Annotated in this window: 21 protein-coding genes; 11 read left to right on the top strand and 10 right to left on the bottom strand. The window is 70.0% G+C overall.

The window, feature by feature from the left end; translation table 11 throughout:
• Positions 1-3 precede the first annotated feature (3 nt).
• Positions 4-864, top strand: a complete 861-nt coding sequence (locus tag F4553_RS11695) for an amino acid ABC transporter permease (RefSeq protein ID WP_312875164.1) — start codon at positions 4-6, stop codon at positions 862-864.
• Entirely contained in the window at positions 861-1607 is a 747-nt protein-coding gene (locus tag F4553_RS11690) for an amino acid ABC transporter ATP-binding protein (RefSeq protein WP_184835344.1), read from the top strand. Before F4553_RS11695 ends, F4553_RS11690 begins: the two co-directional genes overlap by 4 nt.
• Positions 1608-1828: 221 nt before the next feature.
• Here the strand turns inward: F4553_RS11690 and F4553_RS11685 are convergent, their stop codons facing one another.
• From F4553_RS11685 to F4553_RS11665, 5 genes are all read right to left on the bottom strand, one after another.
• Positions 1829-2845 (bottom strand): LacI family DNA-binding transcriptional regulator, encoded by a 1017-nt coding sequence (locus F4553_RS11685; RefSeq protein WP_184835342.1) that lies wholly within the window; start codon positions 2843-2845, stop codon positions 1829-1831.
• A 65-nt stretch (positions 2846-2910) separates the two neighbouring features.
• Positions 2911-3939 carry an asparaginase gene (locus F4553_RS11680; RefSeq protein WP_184835340.1) on the bottom strand — a complete coding sequence of 343 codons (1029 nt, stop codon included), beginning with the start codon at positions 3937-3939 and terminating at the stop codon, positions 2911-2913.
• A gap of 33 nt (positions 3940-3972) precedes the next feature.
• The gene (locus F4553_RS11675; protein ID WP_184835338.1) at positions 3973-4773 is read right to left on the bottom strand and encodes a GAF domain-containing protein; all 801 of its coding nucleotides are present in this window, start codon (positions 4771-4773) and stop codon (positions 3973-3975) included.
• A gap of 53 nt (positions 4774-4826) precedes the next feature.
• On the bottom strand, positions 4827-5825 hold the full coding sequence (locus tag F4553_RS11670; RefSeq protein WP_184835336.1) for a CU044_5270 family protein: 999 nt from the start codon (positions 5823-5825) through the stop codon (positions 4827-4829).
• Positions 5818-6339, bottom strand: a complete 522-nt coding sequence (locus F4553_RS11665; RefSeq protein WP_246466839.1) for an RNA polymerase sigma factor — start codon at positions 6337-6339, stop codon at positions 5818-5820. The genes F4553_RS11670 and F4553_RS11665 overlap by 8 nt, the downstream gene beginning before the upstream one ends.
• A 399-nt stretch (positions 6340-6738) precedes the next feature.
• On the opposite strand from F4553_RS11665, the gene F4553_RS11660 reads away from it, so the two are divergent.
• Both F4553_RS11660 and F4553_RS11655 read left to right on the top strand, forming a co-directional pair.
• Positions 6739-7260 carry a peptidase inhibitor family I36 protein gene (locus F4553_RS11660; RefSeq protein WP_184835332.1) on the top strand — a complete coding sequence of 174 codons (522 nt, stop codon included), beginning with the start codon at positions 6739-6741 and terminating at the stop codon, positions 7258-7260.
• Positions 7261-7365: 105 nt separating this feature from the next.
• Positions 7366-9048, top strand: a complete 1683-nt coding sequence (locus F4553_RS11655; protein ID WP_184835330.1) for a glycoside hydrolase family 9 protein — start codon at positions 7366-7368, stop codon at positions 9046-9048.
• Positions 9049-9119: 71 nt separating this feature from the next.
• Here F4553_RS11655 and F4553_RS11650 read toward each other — a convergent pair whose 3' ends face one another.
• The 5 genes from F4553_RS11650 to F4553_RS11630 form a co-directional block, all read right to left on the bottom strand.
• Positions 9120-10736: a glycoside hydrolase family 13 protein gene (locus F4553_RS11650; protein WP_184835328.1), complete on the bottom strand. Its 1617-nt coding sequence runs from the start codon at positions 10734-10736 to the stop codon at positions 9120-9122.
• A 33-nt stretch (positions 10737-10769) separates the two neighbouring features.
• A complete protein-coding gene (locus F4553_RS11645) occupies positions 10770-13706 on the bottom strand; it encodes a CBM35 domain-containing protein (RefSeq protein ID WP_184835326.1) in 2937 nt (978 codons plus the stop codon).
• Between the two features lie 181 nt (positions 13707-13887).
• Positions 13888-15243, bottom strand: coding sequence for an ABC transporter substrate-binding protein (locus tag F4553_RS11640; protein WP_184835324.1), 1356 nt, complete (start codon positions 15241-15243; stop codon positions 13888-13890).
• Positions 15244-15483: 240 nt separating this feature from the next.
• A complete protein-coding gene (locus tag F4553_RS11635; protein ID WP_184835322.1) occupies positions 15484-16503 on the bottom strand; it encodes a LacI family DNA-binding transcriptional regulator in 1020 nt (339 codons plus the stop codon).
• Positions 16504-16583: 80 nt separating this feature from the next.
• Positions 16584-16967: a VOC family protein gene (locus tag F4553_RS11630; protein WP_184835320.1), complete on the bottom strand. Its 384-nt coding sequence runs from the start codon at positions 16965-16967 to the stop codon at positions 16584-16586.
• Positions 16968-17102: 135 nt separating this feature from the next.
• Here F4553_RS11630 and F4553_RS11625 point away from each other — a divergent pair, with 135 nt between their 5' ends.
• The 7 genes from F4553_RS11625 (at position 17103) to F4553_RS11595 (ending at position 23548) form a co-directional block, all read left to right on the top strand.
• Positions 17103-18167 carry a hypothetical protein gene (locus F4553_RS11625; protein WP_221469862.1) on the top strand — a complete coding sequence of 355 codons (1065 nt, stop codon included), beginning with the start codon at positions 17103-17105 and terminating at the stop codon, positions 18165-18167.
• Positions 18168-18169: 2 nt separating this feature from the next.
• Positions 18170-20455 carry a molybdopterin oxidoreductase family protein gene (locus F4553_RS11620; protein ID WP_221469861.1) on the top strand — a complete coding sequence of 762 codons (2286 nt, stop codon included), beginning with the start codon at positions 18170-18172 and terminating at the stop codon, positions 20453-20455.
• The gene (locus F4553_RS11615; RefSeq protein ID WP_221469860.1) at positions 20455-21054 is read left to right on the top strand and encodes a 4Fe-4S dicluster domain-containing protein; all 600 of its coding nucleotides are present in this window, start codon (positions 20455-20457) and stop codon (positions 21052-21054) included. The genes F4553_RS11620 and F4553_RS11615 overlap by 1 nt, the downstream gene beginning before the upstream one ends.
• Positions 21051-21539, top strand: coding sequence for a QcrA and Rieske domain-containing protein (locus tag F4553_RS11610; RefSeq protein ID WP_221469859.1), 489 nt, complete (start codon positions 21051-21053; stop codon positions 21537-21539). The genes F4553_RS11615 and F4553_RS11610 overlap by 4 nt, the downstream gene beginning before the upstream one ends.
• 1 nt (position 21540) lies before the next feature.
• Positions 21541-21846, top strand: coding sequence for a DUF6755 family protein (locus tag F4553_RS11605; protein WP_184835314.1), 306 nt, complete (start codon positions 21541-21543; stop codon positions 21844-21846).
• Positions 21843-23036 (top strand): MFS transporter, encoded by a 1194-nt coding sequence (locus F4553_RS11600; protein WP_184835312.1) that lies wholly within the window; start codon positions 21843-21845, stop codon positions 23034-23036. The genes F4553_RS11605 and F4553_RS11600 overlap by 4 nt, the downstream gene beginning before the upstream one ends.
• A 128-nt stretch (positions 23037-23164) precedes the next feature.
• Positions 23165-23548: a DUF4180 domain-containing protein gene (locus F4553_RS11595; RefSeq protein WP_184835310.1), complete on the top strand. Its 384-nt coding sequence runs from the start codon at positions 23165-23167 to the stop codon at positions 23546-23548.

Below are 23548 nucleotides of genomic sequence, written 5' to 3'. Positions count from 1 at the left end.
CCGGTGACCGCCACCACCCCCGCCTACGAGGTCAGCGCCCTGCAACGGGAGCGACTGGCCTACCGGCGACGGCAGACGATCACGTCGATCGTCATCGCCGCCGCCTCCACCGCCGTGCTCGGCGTGCTGGCGGTGGTGGCGATCACCGGTGCACCCGGCTGGGACCGGGTGCGGGAGACCTTCCTCAACGCCGAGGTCGCTCGGGAGTCGCTGCCGGAGATCCTGCGCGGGCTCTGGCTCAACGTGCAGCTGCTCTTCTTCTGCGCGATCGGCGCCCTGCTGCTCGGGCTGGGGGTGGCGGTGCTGCGCACGCTGCGCCCGGCGGTCTTCTTCCCGCTGCGGGCGCTCGCCACCTCCTACACCTACCTCTTCCGGGGCATGCCGCTGCTGATCGTGCTCTACCTGCTCACCTTCGGCGTACCGGGGCTGCGGTTGCAGGGCACGCCACCGCTGCTGGTGCTGGGCGGGATCGCGCTGGTCATCACCTACGGCGCCTACCTCGCCGAGGTGTTCCGGGCCGGTATCGAGTCGGTGCACCCGTCGCAGCGGGCGGCGGCCCGGTCGCTGGGGCTGACCTATCGGCAGACGATGCGCCACGTCGTGCTGCCGCAGGCCGTGCGCCGGGTCGCCCCGCCGCTGCTCAACGACCTCGTCGCGCTGCAGAAGGACGTCGGGCTCATCTCGCTCGCCGGCCCCATCGACGCGATCCGGGTGGCGCAGATCCAGACCGCCGAGACCTACAACTACACGCCCTATGTCGTGGCGGGCGTGCTCTTCGTCCTCATGGCGATCCCGCTGATCGCGGTGACCGACTGGGTCACCCTGCGCGCGGCTCGCCGCCAATCCGCGGAGGGTTCGGCATGAGCGCCGTGCTGGAGTGCCGCGACGTGCGCAAGGAGTTCCGCGGCAACGTCGTCCTGCGCGACCTGAGCCTCGATGTCGCGGAGCACGAGGTGGTCGTGCTGATCGGAGCGTCCGGCTCGGGCAAGTCGACCCTGCTGCGCTGCGTCAACCTGCTGGAGACGCTCGACGACGGCAGCATCCACCTCGACGGCGAGCACATCACCGACCCGAAGACCAACCCCGATCTGGTACGCCGTCGCATCGGCATGGTCTTCCAGTCCTTCAACCTGTTCCCGCACCTCAGCGTGCTGGACAACGTGACTCTGGCGCCGATCCGGGTGCACGGCCTGAGCACCGCCGCCGCCGAGGCCCGCGCGCTGGAGCTGCTGGAGCGGGTGGGGCTCGCCGACAAGGCCCGGGAGTTCCCCGACCGGCTCTCCGGCGGGCAGCAGCAGCGGGTGGCGATCGTCCGGTCGCTCGTGAACTCGCCCCGGCTGATGCTGCTCGACGAGGTCACCTCGGCGCTCGACCCCGAGCTGGTGGGGGAGGTGCTGAGCCTGGTGCGCGACCTCAAGGGCGACGGGATGACGATGCTGATCGCCACCCACGAGATGGGGTTCGCCCGCCAGGTCGCGGACCGGATCTGCTTCCTGGAGCAGGGCGCGATCCTGGAGCAGGGCCCGCCGGAGCAGGTCCTCGGCGATCCTCAGCAGCCCCGCACGCGGCAGTTCCTGCAGCGCATCATCGAGGCCGGCCGCCTGTAGCGGTTGCTCGCCCCGGGCGGTTCCCCTCCCCGCGCGTGGCGTCGCCACCACCGTCCCTCGTGGCTGACCACGCGGGGTGTCGTTCCACGAGTCACGCGTGCCGACGGCTGTCGATCCTGAACTTTAATGCTGGACACGCCGTGTGCCCGGGTTGATCCTGACCTTTGTTGCACTTTTCGCGGCGTGCCCAGCATTAAAATTCAGGGGAGTGGGACCGACCGCTACGCGGGCTGGGGAGCGCGCGCCGCGCCGGTGGACGCGCGGACCACGAGCTCGGGTTCGAAGAGCAGCTCGTCGGTCGGGACCGCGTGGCCCTCGATCTGGCTGATCAGCAGCGCCACCGCCGCCTGACCCATCGCCTCGACCGGCTGCCGCACCGTCGTCAGCGGCGGATCCGTGTAGGCCATCACCGCGGCGTCGTCGTAGCCGATCACCGAGAGGTCGGACGGTACGACGAGGTCGAGCCGCTTCGCCGCCCGGATGGCACCGATGGCGAGGGCGTCGCTGGCGCAGATCAGCGCGGTCGCACCCTGCTGCACCAGGCGGGTCGCACCGGCGTGGCCGTCCTCCATCGCGAAGACCGTATGGCTGACCAGCTCCGGCGAGGTGTGGCCGTGCCGGCGTCGAGCCTCGTGGTAGGCGGCGAGCTTGCGACCCGACGGCACGTGCCCGGGCGGGCCGAGCAGCAGGCCGATCCGGTCGTGCCCGAGCGCGGCGAGGTGCCCGTAGGCGTGGTCCACGGCGTGTGCGTCGTCGGAGGAGACCCGGGGGAAGGGCAGCCCTTCGATCGCGGCGTTGACGAGCACGGCCGGCAGGCTGCGTTCGCGCAGGCGGTGGTAGGGCTCGTGCGACGCGTCGGTCTGCTGGTAGAGGCCGCCGACGAAGATCACCCCGGAGACGGTCTGCTCCAGGAGGATGTCGATGTACTGCGTCTCGGAGACGGCGTCGACGGTGCGCGTACACAGCACGGGGGTGAAGCCCCGCTTCGCCAGCGCGCCCGCGACCACTTCGGTGAAGGCGGGGTAGATCGGGTTCTCCATCTCGGGGAGCATGACGCCGACCAGCCGGGCCCGTTCGCCGCGCAGCTTCGTGGGGCGCTCGTAGCCGAGCACGTCGAGAGCGGTCAGCACGGCCGACCGGGTGGCATCCGAGATGCCGGGTTTGTCGTTCAGGACCCGAGACACCGTTGACTCGCTGACCCCCACGTACTTGGCGACTTCAGCCAGTCTGCGCGTCATGGCGGCAAGTGTAGAGGATGATCATGCGCGGCCTCCACGCTCCATCGATCGCCGCCGAACGCCGGTCAGGCCCACGGCCAGCGGGTGTGCGGGAGGCGGCCGCCCGCCACGGCGAAGGCCGCCGCGATCTCGGCCCGGCCGGTGCCCGACCCGAGCAGGGTCCGCAGCAGCAGCCGCGCCTTCAGCGGATCCAGCCACCCGGCGGGGATGAGGCTGCGCTCGATCAGGTCGCGCTCGGAGCCGGGGAAGCCATAGGTACCCGTGAGCGTCGAACCCGCACCGGTCCGGGTGGCGAGGACGACCGGGATCCGGGCGTTGAGCTCCGCGAGGGGATCGACGAGCTGCTCGGGGACGTGGCCGACGCCCATCGCCGCGACGACGAGCCCGTCCACCTCGCCCCCGAGCTTCGGGATCAATGCGCCGTCGTCGCCGAGGGTGGCGGTGTAGATCGCCACCCGCGGGCTCGCCCCGGACGGCGGTCGCGGAACGGTGAGCCGGGGGCCGGGGTGGTTGAGCAGCCGGGGCACGCCCTCGACGAGGTAGCCGAGCGGTCCGCCGTTGGGCGAGGCGAAGGTCCCGGCCGAGGTGGCGTGCGTCTTGCGTACCCGTCGGGAGGTGTGGATCTCGTCATGGAGCGCGACGAGCACGCCCAGGCCGCGCGCGTCGGGGTGCGCGGCCGTGAGGATCGCGGCCAGGAGGTTGGCGGGGCCGTCGGGACCGGCGAGCGTGGGGTTGCGCATCGCCCCCGTGACCACGATCGGCTGCGGCCCGGCATAGGTCAGGTCCAGCAGATACGCGGACTCCTCGATCGTGTCCGTGCCCTGCGTGACGACGACGCCCGTGGCGCCCGCGGCGAGCTCCGCGTCGATCGCGGCCGCGAGTTCGGCCAGGTCCGTGAAGTTCAACGACGCGCTGGGTACGCGAAGGAAATCCACCACCTCCACCGCGACGCCGGTGTCGGCGAGCCCCGGCACCCCGGCGACGAGGTCGGCGGCGGAGACGAGGGGTGTGACGCCACCGCCCGCCGCCGACTTCATCGCGATCGTGCCGCCGAGACCGAAGACGACCACCCGCGTACCGTCGAATGCGCGCATCGATCAAGCCTAGTCCGGCTCCGCCGCCGGTCGTCACGTCTTCGAGACGAGCTCCTCGTGGGCGAGCCCGGCGCCGAGCAGGTTCGCCATGAGCTGCAACTGTCCGAGGTCGATCGGTCCGAAGGTGCCCGGTGCTGCGGCGTCGAGAACGAGCAGCCCGTAGCTGGTGCCGCCCGCCCGCACCGGCACCGCGACGAGGGAGCGGTAGGGCCGGCCCAGGCTGTCCTCGAAGTGCGGCGGCGGCGCGGTGTGCAGGTCGTTCACGAGCAGCGACCGCTCGTCGAGGGCGAGCCGGATCGCCTCCTGGTCGTGCAGGCTGCGCTCGGCCTTGAAGTCGCGGCGGGGGACATCGGCCCGGCCGCCGAAGTGGCGCCGCCGGAGCTGCTCCTTCCCGACCAGCTCGTAGTAGGTGCAGCGGATCTCCGCGAAGGTCGGCTCCGGCAGCCAGCACTGGTTGTACGAGTGGTCGACGACCCGGCTGACCAGCACCTGCACCGAGGTGTGGCACTCCTCGGGGCAGGTGCTGGCGGCGACGGAGTTCAGGGCGCCGATCACCGGTTCGGCCGAGCGGTTGACCGACTTCGCGACGATGCTGCGCGCCAGCCCGACGGTGATCGCGTGCGCGACGGCCCGCCGGTCGAGCCAGTAGGTCAGCGAGGCCGAGGCGATGGTCAGCAGGACCGCTGCGGCGATCCAGGCCACGGCGCCGCCGCCGTGAGTCCGCCCCGCGACGAAGGTGCAGGCGAGGATCGCGGCGGGCGGCAGAGCGAGCAGGACGGGGCGGAGGCGCTGGTGGACGGGCGTGGATGACGGCTGGGTGGTGGTACTCGACATCTCGGTTCCTAAGGTGACCGGCTGTTCGCCGGAGGACGGGGTGGGAGGGGGTGTCAGCCGGCCCGGTCGACGCGGCTGTGTTCGAGGAAGATGAAGTAGGCGATCACGGTGTTCGCCGGGACGCCGTCGCGGGCTTTGAGGGTCACCCGCTCCAGGCTGAGCAGCTCGCCGGTCGCGTCGTCGAAGACGAGGATGTCGCGTAGGTGGTCGCCGTCGCTGTCGACGCTCACGACCGCTCCGGCCCGGCCGGCCCGGTCGTCGGTTCTGCCGCGGAAGATCAGGCCGGGGGTGTCGGCGAGCATCCGCAACTGCGCGGCCCGCTGCGCCGGGTCCAGGACGTAGTACTCGCACAGCTGCGCGGCCCGGCGCACGATCTGCTCCGCAGGCAGGTTGCGCTGGCCGCGCTCCAGCTGCTCGCGCATGGTCTCCCTGGTGCGGCCGGGCAGGCCCGCCAGCAGCGGCGAGAAGGTGCCCGGCGGGTTGAGGACCGGGTTCGCCGCCTTCTCGGGGAGCGCCTGGGTCCACTCGGCGCGCCGCCGGCCGGGTGGCTGCGGTGGCAGGGGGGTGTCGATGGAGACCGCCGACCGGTCCGTTCGCCACCAGAGCCGCTGGTCTCGGGCGTTGACCCCGTCCGACTGCTCGTCCCCGGTCTCCAGCCCCCACACCTGCACCCGCGTGTAGGTGTACGGGCCGGTGCTCGTCGGCTCCGATCGCTGCTCCACCCGTTTCGCCAGGTCGAGGAGGTATTCGTCGGCCGGGGTGGTGCTGGTGTTGTCGATCGACAGCGGTCCGGGAGTGGCGGGGCTCGCGGTCGCGTTCGCCGAGGGCAGCAGCAGGCCGACGACGACCAGGGCCGCGCCGGTCCGGGTCGCCCACTTCAGGGTGGTGCGGAGCTGGAGCTGGAAGGGCTCGCGGCGCGGCGTCTCGGCGTACCTGACGATCGCTCGCGAGGTCAGCATCTCGGACCGCTCCCGTGCGGGCTGCGGCGGCCGCTGAGCCCGGACCATACCCATGATCTCTTCATCGGTGATGTGGCTCTTCCTCCTACGCATTGCTCGTCTCCGTCTCGTCGAATGCCAGGCAGTGGCTGAACTCGGTGTACCCGTCGCGCATGAGCAGGTCCTTGAGCTTTCGCATCGCGCGGTGCCGTCGGGTGCGGACCGCGTTCTCCTTGATGCCGAGCCTCTCCACGATCTCGGCATCCGTGAGCTCCTCCCAGACGGTCAGCAGCAGGACCTCGCGGTCGTGCGGTTTGAGCCGGCGCAGGTAGGAATTGATGTCGATGGCGAAGGTCCCGTCGTGCTGGACCGGGGCGGGAAGGTCGGGCAGTTCCGTGGAATTGACGGCGAGGTACCGCCGCTGTATGCGTTGCCGGTACCAGCTCCGGCGTACGAAGTTGAACGCGGTGCTGTAGAGCCATCGATACTGGTCGTCGGCTTCTCTCAGTTTGGCGAACCGCTTCAAGGCGGTTTCCCAGGTGTCTTGAAAGAGGTCGTCCGCTTCCAGTTGGTTTCCGACGGACAGGCGGAAGCAGTCGCGAGTCAGCCGGTCACCGTATGTCGCCAAGATATGATCGAGTTCTTCTGTGCTGGGCAACCGGTACTCCTAGAGGCGGCGGAGGGGTCTCCGCACCGGACCGTTGAGCGGTCACCCGCTCACCCTGTATTTGTCAATCGTGAGCGTTTTGGTTACCGGAACTGGCGACGATCCAGTCACGACGAAGTCCAGCTCGCAGGCAGTCTTCGCACTCGTTCGATCACTGAGGGTGATCATCGCTGGTCGAACAAGGGTTGCAATGAACTTCCACGTTACAGTTCATTCACTGCCATCTTTTTGTTATGTAGCGACTCGATGTTGGCCCCTTCGTATCGTGAAGGCCGTGGCTACGAAGAGTGATCAATTGATCTACCCACAGTAGTGGGTTGCTGCCACGATCATCATCAGCGCCAGTCGTCAGGAGGAGTCGTGCACCTAGGAGCCCGAATCGTCACCATCGTCGTCGCAGCAGTCACCACCCTCGCCGTGATCGCCCCCGCGGCAGCCGTCGCGGCCCGCCCCGATGAGGGGGCCGACATGCAGGAACTGGTCGACGCCTACCTGCGGGACAAGCCCGGCGGTGTCCAGATCGGACCGGGCCGCATCAGCTACGAGAACGGCGCGATCGTCGTGACCGTCGCCCGGAGCAGCCTCGATGTCTCGGGGCCCAACTGCCCCAGCGGCCTGTTCTGCATCTACGACGGCACCAACTTCCGCTACCCGCGGACCGAGCTGTCGACGTGCGTGTGGCGGGACCTCTACCCCTACTGGAACGACGTCGCCGGCTCCGTCCACTACAACAAGTCGGCCGGAGCGGTGACCTTCATCAATCACGGCAAGACCCCGCACCTCGGTGACACCCCGCTCTTCGCGGTCGGCGTCTCGAAGCGGACCATCAGCGACCTCGGTGACAACGCCGACATCGCGGACCACGTGCAGCCGTACTGCTGATCGGCGCCCACGGGCCGCAGGTGCGTGCGGCCCGTGACCCCGGGCGGATATGGTCGGTCCCGCGGATCATGGCCCGCGAAGCGAACCGGCTGCGGGAGGACCTCGATGCGCCTGCTCATCTCACACCTCGGCTACGGCCTCGGCCCCGCCCGGGCCGTCATCGCCGCCCCGCGCGACGGTCGCGCGCCGCGTGCCGCCGTCCTGCTGACGCCATCCGGGGAGGCCGTCGAGCTGGCCGTCGGCCCGGTGCAGTCCGTGCCCGGCTGGCACCTCGGCCCCTTCGCCCGCATCCCGCTCCCCGCGCAGCTCGCGCCGGGTACCTACCGGGTGCGGCTCGTCGAGGCCGACGGCGAGGAGATCGACTCGGCGCCCTTCGAGATCGCGGCCGACCGACTGGTCCAGCAGACCGTCTCCGACGTGCTCAGCTACTTCAAGGCGATGCGCTCCAGCGGCGAGATCGACCGCAAGGACCGGCACGCCGCGCTCTGGGACGACGACTCCGGCCGGACCGTGGACGCGCGCGGCGGCTGGCTCGACGCGAGCGGCGACACCAGCAAGTTCCTCAGCCACCTCACCTACACCAGCACGATGAGCCCGCAGCAGATCCCGCTCTGCGTCTGGGCGATGATCGCGGCGCTCGACGCGCCCGGGCTGTCCCGGCCGCTGCGGATCCGGCTGCGCGACGAGGCGCTGTGGGGCGCGGACTTCCTGCACCGGTTCCGGGCGCCGGAGGGCTACTTCTACACCGGGATCTTCGACGCGCTGACGAAGCAGCTCGACGAGCGGGTGATCACCGCGCCGCTGCCGGAGTGCGTGCGCACGTCGCGCTACCAGGCCGGATACCGCCAGGGCGGCGGGCTCGCCATCGCGGCCCTGGCCCGCGCCGCCGGGCTCGACGACGACGGCGACACCACCCGGGCCGATTACCTGGCGGCGGCCGTCGACGCCTTCCGGCACCTGGAGCAGCACAACACCGACTACCTCTTCGACGGCGTCGAGTCCATCGTGGACGATTACGCCGCGCTGCTCGCGGCCGTCGAGCTCGTCGCGGCCGGCGTCGCAGAAGCACAACCGTCGGCGGTACGCCGAGCCCGCGCCCTCATCGACCGCTACGTGCGCCCGGAGACCGGTCCGGGGTGGTTCACCGCCGATGCGGCGGGCCGGCCGTTCTTCCACGCCGCCGAGGCGGGCCTGCCGATCCTGGCCCTGCTGCGCTTCGCCGAGGTGCTGCCGGATGCGGTGCCCGCGGCCGAAGCCCGATCCGTGGCGCTGCTGGCGATGGCCGACATCGCCGCTCGCACCGACGGCGTTCCGAACCCGTTCGGCTACCCGCGCCAGCGAGTGCAGCCGCTCGGCGGCGAACCGGCGGACGCGTTCTTCTTCCCGCACGCCAACGAGACCGGCTACTGGTGGCAGGGCGAGAACGCCACGATCTGCTCCCTGTCGGCGGCCGCGAGCGCATGCTCGGCCGTCGACGGCATCCCGGCCGAGCAGCGGCGGCGATTCGAGGAGTTCGCCGCCGACCAGCTCGCCTGGGTCTGCGGCCGCAACCCGTTCGACGTCTCGATGATCCACGGCCGCGGCCGCAACAACGCCGACTACGCCTGCGACTTCCCCAACATCCCCGGCGGCATCGTCAACGGCATCACCTCGGGCTGGTCCGACGAGGCGGACATGGCGTTCCTCCCGCCGGACGCCCCCGAGGGCGACGCCTGGCGCTGGGCCGAGCAGTGGATCCCCCACACGGCCTGGTTCCTCCTGGCCGTAACGACCCAAAATTCGCGTTGATCAAGGGAAGACTCACCATCCGGGGTGTCCGATATGCGGCGAGTCTTCCCTTGATCAACGCGAAATAGTTGTCAGTGGTCGGTGCGGAGCCATGCCGCCGCGTCGGCGGGCAGGCGTCCGGCGGTCAGGGGGGCGCTCGTGAGGAGGACCTCTGTGTGAGGGGGGAGGGCGGCGGGGGCGTCGGAGAGGTTGACCACGCAGGCGAAGCCTCCCGGGCGGGTGAAGTGCAGGACGTTTTCGGGAGCGTCCTGCCAGGCCATCGGGCCGTCGCCCAGGCCTGGCTCCCCCCTGCGGATCGCCAGCGCCGAGCGGTAGAGGCGCAGCATCGAGCCAGAGTTCTCTAGCTGCGCCTCTACCGTCAGCTCGATCCAGTCCGACGGCTGCGGCAGCCACGGATCCGCCGCGCCGGTCGGACTGAACCCGAATGGAGCTTGTGTGCCGGACCAGGGCAGCGGCACCCGGCAGCCGTCGCGGCCGGGGTCGACGCCGTTGGTGCGGCGGAACTTGGGGTCCTGGCGGGCCTCGTCGGGCAGGTCCTCGACCTCGGGCAGGCCGAGCTCCTCGCCCTGGTAGACGTAGACGCCGCCGGGCAGGGCCAGGGTGAGCAGGGCCGCCGCGCGCGCCCGGCGGGTGCCGAGGTCGCGGTCGGTGCGGCTGAGGTGGCGCTCGCGGCGCAGGCCGTGGTCGAACCCGGTCTCGCTGCGGCCGTAACGGGTGACGTGCCGGGTGACATCGTGGTTGGAGAGCACCCAGGTGCTCGGCGCGCCGACGAGCGCGGCGGTCGCGAGCGTCTCGTCGATGCAGGCGCGCAGCGCCTTCGCCGTCAGCGGCGCGGCGAGGAACTCGAAGTTGAACGCGGCGTGCATCTCGTCGGGGCGCAGGTAGCGCGCGAACCGGTCCGGGATCCCGAGCCAGACCTCGCCGATCAGTGCTCGCGGCACGTCGTAGCTGTCGGCCACCGCGCGCCACGAGCGATAGACGTCGTGTACGCCGTCGTGGTCCACATAGGGGTGGGGTCCGGATCCGCCGAGCTCGGGCAGGGCCGGGTCCTTGACGCACATCGTCGCCGAGTCGATCCGGATGCCGTCGATGCCCCGGTCGAACCAGAACCGCAGGATGCTGAGGAACTCGGCCCGTACGTCGTCGTTGTCCCACTGGAAGTCGGGCTGCTCGGGGGAGAACAGGTGCAGGTACCACTCCCCGTCGGGCAGGCGGGTCCACGCGCCGCCGCCGAAGTCGGCGCGCCAGTCGTTGGGGGGAAGCTCACCGTGCTCGCCCCGGCCGGCCCGGAACCAGAAGCGGTCCCGGGCCGGTGATCCCGGCGGTGACGCGAGCGCCTCGACGAACCAGGCGTGCGCGTTGGAGCAGTGGTTGGGCACGATGTCCACGATGAGCCGGATGCCCAGCGCGTGCGCCTCCGCGATCAGCGCCTCCGCCTCGGCGAGGGTGCCGAAGGACGGGTCGATGTCGCGGTAGTCGGCCACGTCGTACCCGGCGTCGGCCATCGGCGACGGGTACCACGGGCTGAACCAGATGGCGTCGATGCCCAGGTCGTGCAGGTAACCGAGCCGTTCGCGGATGCCCGCGAGGTCGCCGATCCCGTCGCCGTTGCCGTCGGCGAAGGAACGCGGGTAGACCTGGTAGATGGCCGCGTTGCGCCACCAGTCGCGGGTCACGTTCTCGGACACGGTTACCTGCTCTCTGATCGATGGAGTGAGGGGTCAGAAGCCGCTGTTGCCGGGACCGCGGATCAGCGTGTAGCCGGTGCTGTTGAGCAGCCCGCCGCTGGCGGCGCCGGTGACGGTGACGTAGTTGACGGTGGCGCTGCCGGCCGCGTTGAGCTCGATGCCGTATGTCCCGGCGCCGTTGACGGTGACGTGGTCGAAGGTCAGGTTGGAGATCGTGCGGGCATAGCTGAGCAGGATGCCCTGGTAGGTGCTGTCGATGACGTCGATGTTCGAGAAGATCACCGGAGTGGTGATGTCCCGCGCCTCGGCGTAGACCCACAGCGCGCCGAGCGACGAGCCCCAGTTGCGCTCGTAACCGCTGCCCCGGGTCACCGTGTTGCGGGAGACCAGCGTCGTCCCGGCGAAGGGCTGCGACTCGTGCCAGGTGCTGATCGCGATGCCGGAGCCGGCGTAGACGACATCGGCGAAGAGGTTGTCCTCGATCCGGTTGCCGTTGCCGCCGTAGATGGCCGCCGGGTTGGCGAGCATCGGCAGCACCGCGGTGTTGAAGGTGAACGCGCTGTTCGTCACCGACGCCGCGTGCGACCACATCGCCAGGGCGTCGTCGCCGGTGTTGCGCAGCACGCTCTGGTCGATCCGGGTGTTGACGACGTTGTCGTTGAGGTTGACGCCGTCGGCGAAGGTGTTGCGGATGCGCAGGGCGACGCCGTAGAGGCCGTTGGTACCGGAGCTGATCCACATGCCGACCTTGGCGTGCTCCATCCACACGTTGAAGATGAGCGAGCCGGTGCCGAAGTTGCCCTCGATCGCGGTGTCGAAGGCGCTGTCGTCGCGGTAGCGGACGTCACCGGCGAAGGTGAAATCGGCGAGCGTCGTGTTGGAGCCGGTGGCGAAGAACCCGCCCTTGCCGTTGGTGCCCTTGACGACGCTGTACCAGGTGCCCGCACCGCGGACGGCGACACCGGCGAGGTTGATCCGCGCGTTGACGATGAAGGTGCCGCTCGGGATCCAGACGCCCTTGCTGCCGCCCGCAGCCGCCGAGATGGCGCTGTTGAACGCGTTGGTGTCGTCCCCTGCGTCGCCCGCGACCGCGCCGTAGGACGTGATCGACAGGTACCCGGCCGGAGCCGTGAGCGCCGCCGCGACCTGCTCGGTCTCGATCAGGTCGATCGTGTAGTAGGCGGCGGTCGACGAGGCGTCCTTCTGCAGCTTGATGACGGTGCCCGCCGGGTAGCTCGGCGTGGTGGCCCGTACGTCGTCGAAGAAGCGGTGCCCCTCGCCGCCCGAGGGCGCGTTGTTGTAGGGGTAGGCGCCGTAGACCCAGCTGTAGGTGGAGCTCAGCGAGAGGTCCTGGACCTTGGTGCCGTTGGCGTAGAAGGCGAGCGGCGCGGTGATGCCGGTGCCCGCCGCGTTGTCGGGGATCGAGTAGCGCACGACGATCGAGTTCGCCGGCTTGGTGAGCGTGAACTGGACGTACTGCCCGGTGCTCGCGAGGCGGACCGCCCGGCGGCCGGAGGCTTCGCTCGCCTCGGTCAGGTAGGCCCGGCTCGGCCCGACGACGCTGGCGTTGGTGCTGCCGTTCTCGGCTTCATACTGCGTGAACGGCACGGTGGCGCCCCGGGTGGCGAGCGCCGCGGAACCCGAGACACCCACGTTGTCGAGGGAGACGTTGCCGGAGTCGCCGCTGTCGAACTGGTAGCCGATGATGTTGACGCCCGACCGCAGCGCGAGGGTCTGAGTGGCGGTGAGCCAGCCCGACCCGGCCGGCAGCGCGATCGTGCCGGACTTGAGCCCGTTGACATAGACGCTGAGCTGCTTGGCCGAGCCGCTGCTGTTGGCGTACCGCAGCGTGGTCGTCGCGTTGCCCGCGGCCGTGACGTTCACGGTGCGGATGACCCGCGACCCGACGGCGGTGAAGCCGGTGGCGTAACCGGTGCCGGTGTAACCGCCGGTGGAGGTGGCGGTGGACGCCCCGCCGGAGAGGTGGCCGCCCTCCAGTTCGAAGCCGGTGGTCACCGGCGGCGTGGACGGGCTGGTGGTGGGCGCGGGGGAGGCGGCGCCCGCGACCGTGATCTGGTCGAGGTTGATGTTGCCGGAGTCGGTCGTGTCGAACTTCAGCGCGATCGTGTTGCTGCCCGCGTTGAGGGGGACCGTCTCGGCCTTCGTGCCCCAGGTGTCCCAGTTGGCGGTCGCCGGGAGCAGGGTCTGGCCGATCTTGGTGCCGTTGGCGTAGAGGGACAGCGACATCTGCGCGCCGGTGCCGTTGGCGTAGCGGATCGTCACCGTGGCGCTGCCCGCGTAGGTCACGCTGGTGGTGAAGGTCGTGTTCGCGTTGCCCTTGTTGCCGTCGGTGTATCCGCCGACGAAGCCGGACCCGTTGTATCCACTGTGGTCCGTGGCGACGCCGGTGCCGCCGGTCAGCGCGGCCGACTCGGCCTGCAGCGTGCCCGCAGGCGGAGCCGCGACGTTGCTCACCGTCAGCGAGTCCAGGTTGACGTTGCCGGAATCAGAGGCATCGAATTTGTACGCCACCGAGCTGTTCCCGTTGGCCAGCGTCACCGTCTCGACCCGGGTGCCCCAGGTGTCCCAGTTCGCCGTGGCCGGCAGGGTGGTCTGACGGATCTTGGTGCCGTTGACGTAGAGCGAGAGCGACATCTGCGAACCGGTGCCGTTGGCGTAGCGCAGCGACAGGTCGTAACCGCCTGCCCCGGCCGCGTTGACCGTGAAGGTCAGGTTGGCGTTGCCCTTGTTGCCGTCGGTGTATCCGCCGACGAAGCCGGTGCCGGTGTATCCGGTGTGGTCGGTGGCGACCACGGTGCCACCGGCGCGGGCGGCGCTCTCGGCCTGGTAGGTGGTGGTGGCGGCCTCGGCGGGCAGGGCGGCCCAGGCGGCGGCCGCGACGGTCACGGCTGCGGCGGCCAAGGCGGCCGTGAAGCGGGCGCGGACCCGGGATCTAACGGCGAGGTGCATGGTGTACTCCTTCGCTGCGGGGGAGCGGGACGGTGCAGGGAGTTTTCGAGCAGCACCCGGCACTCCGGCCGGAGCGGATCGGCCCGAGTGCGGATGTGGTGCGACAGGGTGCGGGTGAATCCCGCGAGAGGTGTGGTCCCGGGCCGACACGAGGCGGTGGAGCGGCCCGGGACCGGCCTGACTACTTCGCGGCTGCGAGAACCTGGTTGACCTGCTTCTCAGCAGCGGCGAGCAGGGCGTCGATGTCGGCGTTCTTGTCGGTGAGGACCTTCTGCATCACGGTGTCGAGCACGGCGTAGACCTGCTGGGCCAGCGGCGGCTCGAGCTTGAGCTGGATCGAGGCGCTGCCGGTCACGAACGGGGCGAAGTTCTCCGACGGGATGTTGGCGTGCTTCTTGGTGGCGTCGATGAGCTTCTGCTCCGACGCGCCGGTCCAGATGTTCGGCTCCGGCGCACCCACGGGCTGCTTGGCGGCGGCGGCCTTGGCGTTGTCGGCGTCGATCCGGTCGGGGTTGACCGACTTGAAGGTCAGCCAGGTCAGACCGGCCTTGATCTTCTCAGCGCTGAGGCCGGCCTTGAACATGTAGCCGTCGCCGCCGCCGAGGGTCGCCTGACCGCCGGGGATGGCGCCGAGGCCCAGGTCCTCGTACTTGCCCTTGAACTGGTTGACGATCGCGGGCAGGTTGTCGCCCGAGCCGACGTACATGCCGAGCTTGCCGCCGGCCATCATCTGCAGCAGGTCGGCCCACTCGAGCAGCTGGCGCTGGCCCATCGTGTTGTCCGTCCAGCGCATGTCCTTGAGCTGCTGGAGGACCTGCTTGCCCTTGTCGTTGTTGAAGGCGGCCTTCCAGGTGTCGCCGTCCTTCACCGCGATGTCGCCACCCACGGAGTAGGTCTCGGCGGTGAAGTGCCAGCCACCGGTGTTGCTCTTGCTGTAGTCGCCGTAGCCGACGTACCCGGTGCCGAGGGCGGCGATCTTCTTGGCGTACTCCCGGACCTCTTCCCAGGTCTTGGGCGGGCTGTTCGGGTCGAGACCGGCCTTGGTGAACAGCGTGCGGCTGTAGACGAGGCCGAGGGAGTAGTTGGCCGAGGGGAGGCCGTAGACCTTGCCGTCCGGGCCGGAGAAGACCTTCATGAGCGAGGGCTTGACGTCCTTGATGACCGGGAAGTCACCGAGGTAGGAGGAGATGTCGCTGACCTGCTTCTTGGCGATCAGCGCCTGCGGGTCGGTGAAGTAGACGTAGAACACGTCCTCGAGCTGCCCGCCCGCCAGCTTGGTGCTGAAGGTCTGCGGGTCCATGAAACCCTCTTTGGCACTGATCTTGATGTTCGGGTACTTCGCCTCGAACGCCTTGACGTCGGCCTCGAAGTTGGCCCGGTTCACCGCGTCGGTCGACGGCGGGAGGCCGTTGACGACCAGGGTCACCGGACCGCCCGCTGCGGTCTTGTCCTCGTCGGTGCCGCAGGCGGCGGTGAGCAATGCCGAGCCGGCGATCAGCAGCGCGGCTGCTGATTTGCCGAACGTACGTCGGTCCATCGGTATCCGATCCCTTCTGTATGCAAGCACCGGGCCACGGGCAGCCCGGTTCGACCGCTGGCGCCGTACGCCGCGGTTGTTAATTGCGCGTTGCCGCCGCATCGCGTGGGGGTTAAGTACTTCGCGGCGTAGGCAGAAGGATAGGCCCACGGATGCGAGGAAGTCCATGGGATAACGCAAAAACTTGATAACGAGGTTGTCGCGCGCTTGCGTAGAACCGCAATTCCACTACATTCGGTGTTACGCCAGGTCAGCGGCGGTGACGCGGCAGGGACCCGTCGAGCCCCGCACGATCAGCTCCGGGTCGAAGAGCACCTCGTCACGCGAGACGGTGCGCCCCTCCAGCTGCGCCAGCAGCGAGGATACCGCCGCCATCGCCATCGTCTTGATCGGTTGGCGCACCGTCGTCAGCGGCGGATCCGTCACGCCCATGTAGGCGGAGTCGTCGAAACCGACGACCGAGACATCGCCGGGCACGGTGAGCCCCTGCTTGCGGACGGCCCGGATCGCACCGAGCGCGAGGGCGTCACTGCCGCACACCAGGGCGGTGACACCCTCCGCGAGCAGGCGGTGGGCGGAGACCCGGCCGCCCTCGACGGAGAAGACGGTGTGGTCCACCCAGCGCCGCCAGCGGCTCTCGCCCCGGCTCTCCCAGAACCGGGCGAAGCCGGCCAGCTTGCGGGCCGACGGCACGTGCCCGACCGGGCCCAGCACCAGGCCGATGCGCTGGTGGCCCATGCCGGTGAGGTGCGCCATCGCCTGCGCGACCGCCTGGGTGTCGTCGACGCAGACCCGGGGGACGCCGAGGTTCTCATCGGCCGCGTTGATCAGCACTATCGGCAGCTTGCGCTCGTCGAGCTGGCGGCACTGCTCGGGCCCGGCGTCGGCGTAGCTGCCGCCGACGAAGATGATGCCGCCGACCTGCTGCGCGAGGAGCATCTCGATGTAGTGCGACTCCGAGACCCCGTCGGACGTGCGGGTGCACAGCGCCGGGATGAGCCCGCGCTGGATCAGGGTGGCGCCGATCAGGTCGGCGAAGGCGGGGAAGACGGGGTTCTGCAGATCGGGCAGGACCAGGCCGATCAGGCGGGCCCGGTCGGTGCGGACGGGGTCGGGCCTCGGGAAGCCGAAGACGTCCAGCGCGGTCAGCACCGTGTCGCGGGTGGCCTGGGAGACGCCCGGCTTGCCGTAGAGGACGCGGCTGACGGTCGCCTCGCTGACGCCGGCGAACTTGGCCACGGTCGAGAGTCTCGTCGTCACGCCGGTCAGCCTACCGGATTGTGCGCAAAAACCTAGGCGTCGGGTGCAAGCACTTGCATGCTTGCGCCCGACGCCGGTTGTTACTTGCCGTGCAGCACGGAGAGCACGTTGCCGGACGGGTCGGTGAACCACGCGATGTCCGGTCCGCTGCCCTGGCCGCTGCCGCGGGCGATGCCCTTGGCGTCCTGGTGGAAGCCCTCGTAGCGGATCATCTCGACGCCCTGGCCGACGAGGTGGTCGACGGCGGCGTCGATGTCCTCGACCGGGAAGTTGAGGATCGTGAAGCTCGCCGGCGTGTGGTCGTCCTTGGGGTAGACGAGGACCTCGCCGCCGCCGGCCAGGTGCAGGCTCAGCATGCCGTTGGCCTCGGAGACCCGCAGGCCGAGGACGTCGCCGTAGAACTTCTTCGCCGTCGCTACGTCGTCGACCGAGAATCCGCTGAACGCGTGCGTTTCGGTGAACATGGTCGTCTCCTTTCGTGGCCGCTCGGGCCTGTAGACACTCTCGCAGTACCCGGGTGATCTAGCGGTCAAACGGCACCGACACGATCTCCGGCGTTTACGACATGTCCCGAATAGGTTTTTTGGCATGATTCGTCCGTGAAGCGAAAAGCCACGGGGGTGGGCATCGGTGCTGCCGTGCTGCTCTGCGCGGCGATCTACCTCGGCAGCCGAGGGCTGCGCAACTTCGACTCAGCGCTCGTTCCCTACGCGGTCGCCACGATCTTCCTCACCTTCGGGATCGCCTACCGCTACACCGTCTGGGTCTCCGAGCCCGCGGCGAAGCGGCTGTTCGTCAAGGGCTGGGGCGCGGCGCTGTCGTGGCGCAACTTCCGGCGGGCGCCGACCGCGCTGCCCCGGATGGCCGCCACCTATCTGGGGTTCCAGAAGTTCCTCGGGGCGCGATCGCATGCCCGGTGGGCCGCGCACCAGCTCATGTTCTGGGGCTGCCTGCTCGCCGCCGCGATCACCTTCCCGCTCACCTGGGGCTGGTTCACCTTCACCTCGCCGACCGGCAGCGGACCCGGCTACACGATGAACATCTGGGGCTTCCCGCTCGTCACCTTCGACGGGCTCTCGGTCCTGGGGTGGCTCACCTTTCACGGGCTCGACATCGCGGCGGTGCTGGTCATCGCGGGTGCCGGGTATTTCCTGCGGCGGCGGCTCACCGACCGGGAGGCGATCACCGGGCAGCGCTTCGGCTACGACCTGATGCCGCTGCTCGCCCTCATCGTCGTCTCGGTGACCGGGCTGCTGCTCACCTTCTCCAGCGTGCTGCTGCACGGCGGCGGCTACGAGTTCCTCGCGATCCTGCACATGGTCTCGGTCGTCTTCACGCTGCTCTACCTGCCCTTCGGCAAGTTCTTCCACATCGTGCAGCGGCCTGCGGCGGTGGGGATGCAGCTGTTCAAGTACACAGCGCTGGCACGAGGAGTGAGGGAGCGCAGCGACCGAGCCCCGCGGGGCGCGCCGGAGATTGCCGGGGAGCTGAAGGGCTGCCGGGTCTGCGGGGAGCCGATCGATTCCGCCGCCTACGTCGCCAACCTGCGCGAGACCATGCGTGACCTGCACCTCGGCTTCGACGAGTGGGCCGAGACCTGCCCCCGGTGCAAGCGCCGCCAGCGCGGCCGGGCCTACCTCTCCGACGTGAAGCGAGGCTTCTAGCAGTGAGCATCCCGCTGGGTCCGATCATCTCCCCGCCGGGGACGAGGAGCTTCCGCGACGCCGGCGGGCTCCCCGCCGACCAGTGGCGCGCCCTCGTCGGCGACGAGACCCTCGTGCCGACGCACTGCTGCTTCTGCGGCGTGCAGTGCGGGATGTACCTGCGGGTCCGCGAGGGGAAGGTCTTCGGGGTCGAGCCGCGCAACCACGACATCAACCGGATGCGGCTGTGCCCGAAGGGCCTCAACGCGTACCAACAGGTGAATCATCCCGACCGCCTGACCGCGCCGCTGCTGCGGCGCTCGCGCACCGACGACCTGCGCCCGGCGAGCTGGGAGCAGGTGCTGGACGTGACCGCGACCGAGATCCAGCGCATTCAGGCCGAGCACGGCCGTGACGCGTTCGGCCTGCTCGGCGGGGCGAGCCTCTTCAGCGAGAAGACCTACCTCGTCGGCAAGCTGGCCCGGGTCGCGCTGAAGACCCGGCACGTGGATTACAACGGGCGCCTGTGCATGGTGAGCGCGGCAGGTGCCAACAAGCTCTCCTTCGGCATCGACCGGGCCGGGAACCCGTTCTCGGACATCCTGCTCACCGACTGCCTGCTCATCGCGGGCTCCAACGTCGGCGAGTGCTTCCCGGTGATGACCCAGTACCTCTGGGGCGCCCGGGACCGGGGCGCGAAGCTGATCGTCGTCGACCCGCGCGAGACGAGCATCGCCCGGACCGCCGACGTGCACGTCGCGCTGCGCTCGGGCACCGACTCGGCCTTCTTCAACGCGGTGCTGCACGTGGTGATCCGCGACGGCCTCGCCGACCTGGACTTCATCGCCGCCCACACGACCGGCTGGGCCGAGGTCGCGCAGACCGTCGCGGCCTATCCGCCCGCACGGGCCGCCGAGATCTGCGGCATCCCGGCCGAGCAGGTCGAGCAGGTGGCCCGGATCTTCGCCACCGCGCGCAACGTGATGGCCTGGCACGCGCGCGGCATCGAGCACCACACCCAGGGCGTCGAGAACTGCCTGTCGGTGATCAACCTCTGCGTCGCGACCGGCAACATCGGCAAGCCCGGTGCGGGCTACGGCACCATCACCGGCCAGGGCAACGGGCAGGGCGGCCGGGAGCACGGCCAGAAGTCCGACATGCTGCCCGGCGGGCGCAGCATCAACGACCCGGCGCACCGGGCGCAGATCGCCGCGATCTGGGGCATCGACGAAGCCGAATTGCCGCAGGCCGGCACGTCGATGATGGAGATGGTGCACCAGATGAGCGCCGGGGAGATCCGGGGACTCGTCGGCATCTGCAACAACCCCTTCGTCTCGCTGCCCAACCACGCCGTGGTCAAGGCCGGCTACGACGCGCTGGAGTTCCACGCGCAGGCCGACTTCTTCCTGTCGGAGACCGCCGCCAACGCCCACGTCGTCTTCCCGATCACCACCTGGGCCGAGGACGACGGTGTGATGGCGAACGCCGAAGCCCGGGTCGTCCGGCACCGCAAGGCGCAGGAGCCGCCGCCGGGGGTACGCACCGACACCTGGGTCATGTGCGAGCTGGCGAAACGGCTCGGCGTCGGGGACAAGTTCGCCTTCACCTCCTCGGCGGACGTCTTCGAGGAGCTGCGGATCGCCTCGCGGGGGACGGTCAACGACTACTTCGGCATCACCTACGACCGGCTCGACGAGACCGGCGGGATCGCCTGGCCGTGCCCGTCGACGGACCACCCGGGCACACCCCGGCTCTTCGAGGGCGGCCGGACCTACCACGCCGACGGCAAGGTGCACCTGCAGACCGTCGAGTGGCACCCGCCCGCCGACCCGTACGACGACGACTTCGCCATGACACTCACCACCGGGCGGACCGTCGCCCACTTCCTCTCCGGCAACCAGACCCGGCGCCTGGGCGGCCTCGTCGAGCAGACCCCCCGGCCGTGGGTCGAGGTGCACCCGTCGCACGGCTTCACCTCCGGCGATCCGGTCCGGGTGGTCACGCGCCGGGGCAGCGCCGTCTTCCCGGCGCTCGTCACCGAGGCGATCCGCGCCGACACGGTCTTCGTGCCCTACCACTGGCCGTTCCCGGTCGCCGCCAACGTGCTCACGATCGACGCCCTCGACCCGCGTTCCAAGATCCCGGAGTACAAGGTCTGCGCCTGCCGGCTCGAACGCGCCGAGCACGTCGTCGACACCCCGGCACCACCGGTGCCGCCGGGGCGGACGACCTACGCCGCCAGCCAGGTCTCGCGGCTCGATCCGCTGCCGCCCACCTCACCACAGGGAAGGGGCACGTCGGAGCGATGATGGGACGAACGCTATTCATCGATCCGGGTCGCTGCATCGGCTGTCAGGCCTGCGTGGCCGGGTGCCGCGAGTGCGACTCGCACCGGGGCAAATCGATGATCCACCTCGACTACCTGGAGGAGGGGATCAGCGCCGCCTCGATGCCGACGGTCTGCATGCACTGCGAGGACCCCGTCGCGCCCTGCGCCCAGGTCTGCCCGGCCGAGGCGATCCTGGTGACGCCGGACGGGGTGGTGCACGACGCCGACAAGAGCCGGTGCATCGGGTGCGGCAACTGTGTCAGCGCGTGCCCGATGGGCGTACCCAAGATAGACCTCGCCGCGAAGCTCCAGTTCAAATGCAACCTGTGCTACGACCGGACCTCGGCCGGGCTCGCGCCGATGTGCGCGACCGTCTGCCCGACCGGCGCGCTCTTCTACGGCACGATGGACGAGCTCCTCGCCGACCGGCCCAACGTCGCGGTCGCCAACACCTTCGACTTCGACGGCACGATCGTCACCACCGGCGTCGCCGTCATCGTGCCGCGCGACCGCGGCGACCTGCCCGTCCCCGGCGGGTGCGGCCACGAGCAGCCCAACGTCCTGGGGGAGCCGCTGTGACCGTCGACTTCGACGCCGACCGGATCAGCGCCGACTCGCTGACCAGCCGCCGCGACTACCTCCGCATCGCCGTCACCGTCTCGGGCGGGCTCGCCGTCGGCAGCGTCGCCATCGCGGGCGGGCTCTTCCACCGGCACGGCGACGGCACGGCACCCGCGAAGCTCGTCGCCGAGCGGCTCGCGCCGGGGGAGTCGGTCACCTTCACCTACCCCGGCGACGCCGACCGGGCCACCGCGATCCGGCTGCGCGACGGGACCCTCGTCGCCTACTCCTCCGTCTGCACGCACCTCGCCTGCGCGGTGCTGTGGCGGGCCGACCGCGGCACCGAGGGCGAGCTGCTCTGCCCCTGCCACGAGGGCGTCTTCGACGCGCGGACGGGCGCGGTCACCGCCGGTCCACCGCCCCGGCCGCTGCCGAAGGTGCTGCTGGAAGAGCGTGCCGACGGCATCTACGCCATCGGCACGCAGCGCTCGGGTCAGGCGTGAGATGTCCACTCACGACCGCTACCCCGAGATCAGACCCACCAGTGGGTACGCCGACCCGCGCGTCCGCAGCACCGGACCGGGTCCCGGCGCCGGAGCCGACAGCGACCCCGACCGGTCGTCGATGCTCACCGCCCGCCTCGCCGTCGTCCTCAGCATCCTGGTCGGGCAACTCTGGGGCCTGACGGTCGGCCTCAACGCGTGGATGCGCGGCGACACCAGGATCGCCTGGTGGATCGCGGGCTTCGAGGTCGTGTCGTTCTCGCTAGCGCTGGTCGTCTGGCGGGCCGGGCAGCGGAGGGACCGATGACCACTCCCGCCGACCGGGTGGCGCCGGGTGCCTATCGCAACCTGGTCCTCGCAGCCGTGGCGTTCCTGCTCAACTCGTGGGCATGGGGACTGATCTCGCCGTCGAGCGCTCATTACAAGCAGGTCCTCGGGCTCTCGGCGGTGCAGCAGTCGGTGCTGGTCGCCGTACCGGTGCTCGTCGGCTCGCTCGGCCGGATCCCGGTCGGCGCGCTCACCGACAAGCTCGGCGCCCGGGTGGTGCTCCCCGCGATCACCTTCCTCACCGTGCTGCCCGTGCTCGCGCTCTCGCTCGTCGGCTCCTCCTATGCCGGGCTGCTCGTCGTCGGCTTCTTCCTCGGCCTCGGCGGCACGCCCTTCGCCGCGTCGGTGCCGCACGCCAACGCGTGGTTCCCGCCCGCCAAGCGCGGATTCGCCCTCGGCGTCGTCGGCATGGGCATGGGCGGCACCGCGATCGCGGCGGTCCTCACCGCGCCGATGCGCAAGCACTACGGAGACAACGCCCAGTTCTACCTGGTGGCGGCGGTGCTCGTCCTCTATGGACTGCTGCTGATGGCGCTGCTGCGCGACCCGCCGGGGCGGACGGTGCCGACCACCTCCTTCGCGCATCGCTTCGCCGAGGCGTCCCGGCAGTCGATGACGTGGCCGCTCGCCGGGCTCTATGCCGTCACGTTCGGCGGCTACGTCGCCTTCGCCGTCTACCTCGTCACCTACCTGCAGACCGCCTACGGGTTGGCGCAGCCCGACGCGTCACTGAAGGCGGCCGGGTTCACGCTCGTCGCCGTCGTGTTCCGGCCGCCGGGCGGGTGGCTGTCGGACCGGATCGGGCCGGCGAAGGTGCTCGCCGTGTGCCTCGCGGTGCTCGCGGTGATGGCGCTGGTGCAGTCGTTCCAGCCCGTGCTGTATCCGTGGGCGACGGTGTCGTTCCTGGTGATGGCGGCGGTGCTGGGAGCGGGGGCGGGAGCGGTCTTCGCGCTGCTGGCGCAGGTCACGCCGAAGGCGACGGTCGGGTCGGTGACCGGGATCGTGGGCGCGGTCGGCGGGCTGGGCGGGTTCGTGCCGCCGCTGGTGATGGGCGCGGTCTACGGCTGGACGGACTCCTACCGGATCGGTCTGCTGCTGCTGGCGCTGGTCGCGCTGGGTTCGTTCCTCTACACGCTCCGCATCGGCACCCACGATCGCCGCAACTCTTGAAGAGTTGGTCCTAACGGGTTTTAGGACCAACTCTTCAAGAGTTGCGGCGATCGTGGGGCTTGGACCGGAGCGAGGTGCGCACGAAAATCGATCGGCTCGGGACGGTACGGGCAGTAGGATCACCGGGCATGACCACTGACATCCTTGTGCATCGGCATGGCGTACCCACCCTGATCTGTGCGGTGGACGGCCCGGAGCTGCGCGATGAGCGTGACGCGGTCGATGTCATCGGCACCGCCTTTCAGCACGAGGCCGAGCTGGTCGTCATCCCCGTCGAGCGGCTCGCGGAGGACTTCTTCACGCTGAGCACCGGGGTGGCCGGGGGGATCGCGCAGAAGTTCGTCAACTACCACCTGCGGCTCGCGATCGTCGGCGACATCAGCGCCTTCACCACGGTGAGCACCGCGCTGCGCGACTTCGTCTACGAGACCAACCGGGGCCGGCAGCTGTGGTTCTGCCCGACCGAGGACGACCTCGACGAGCGGCTCGCCGCGGGAGCCCGCCGAAACTGA

This window comes from Allocatelliglobosispora scoriae, assembly GCF_014204945.1.
In the GTDB taxonomy this organism is placed as follows: Bacteria; Actinomycetota; Actinomycetes; order Mycobacteriales; family Micromonosporaceae; genus Allocatelliglobosispora; species Allocatelliglobosispora scoriae.
The sequence above is the reverse complement of the archived record's forward strand: the minus strand, read 5'-3'. Positions and strand labels throughout refer to the sequence as shown.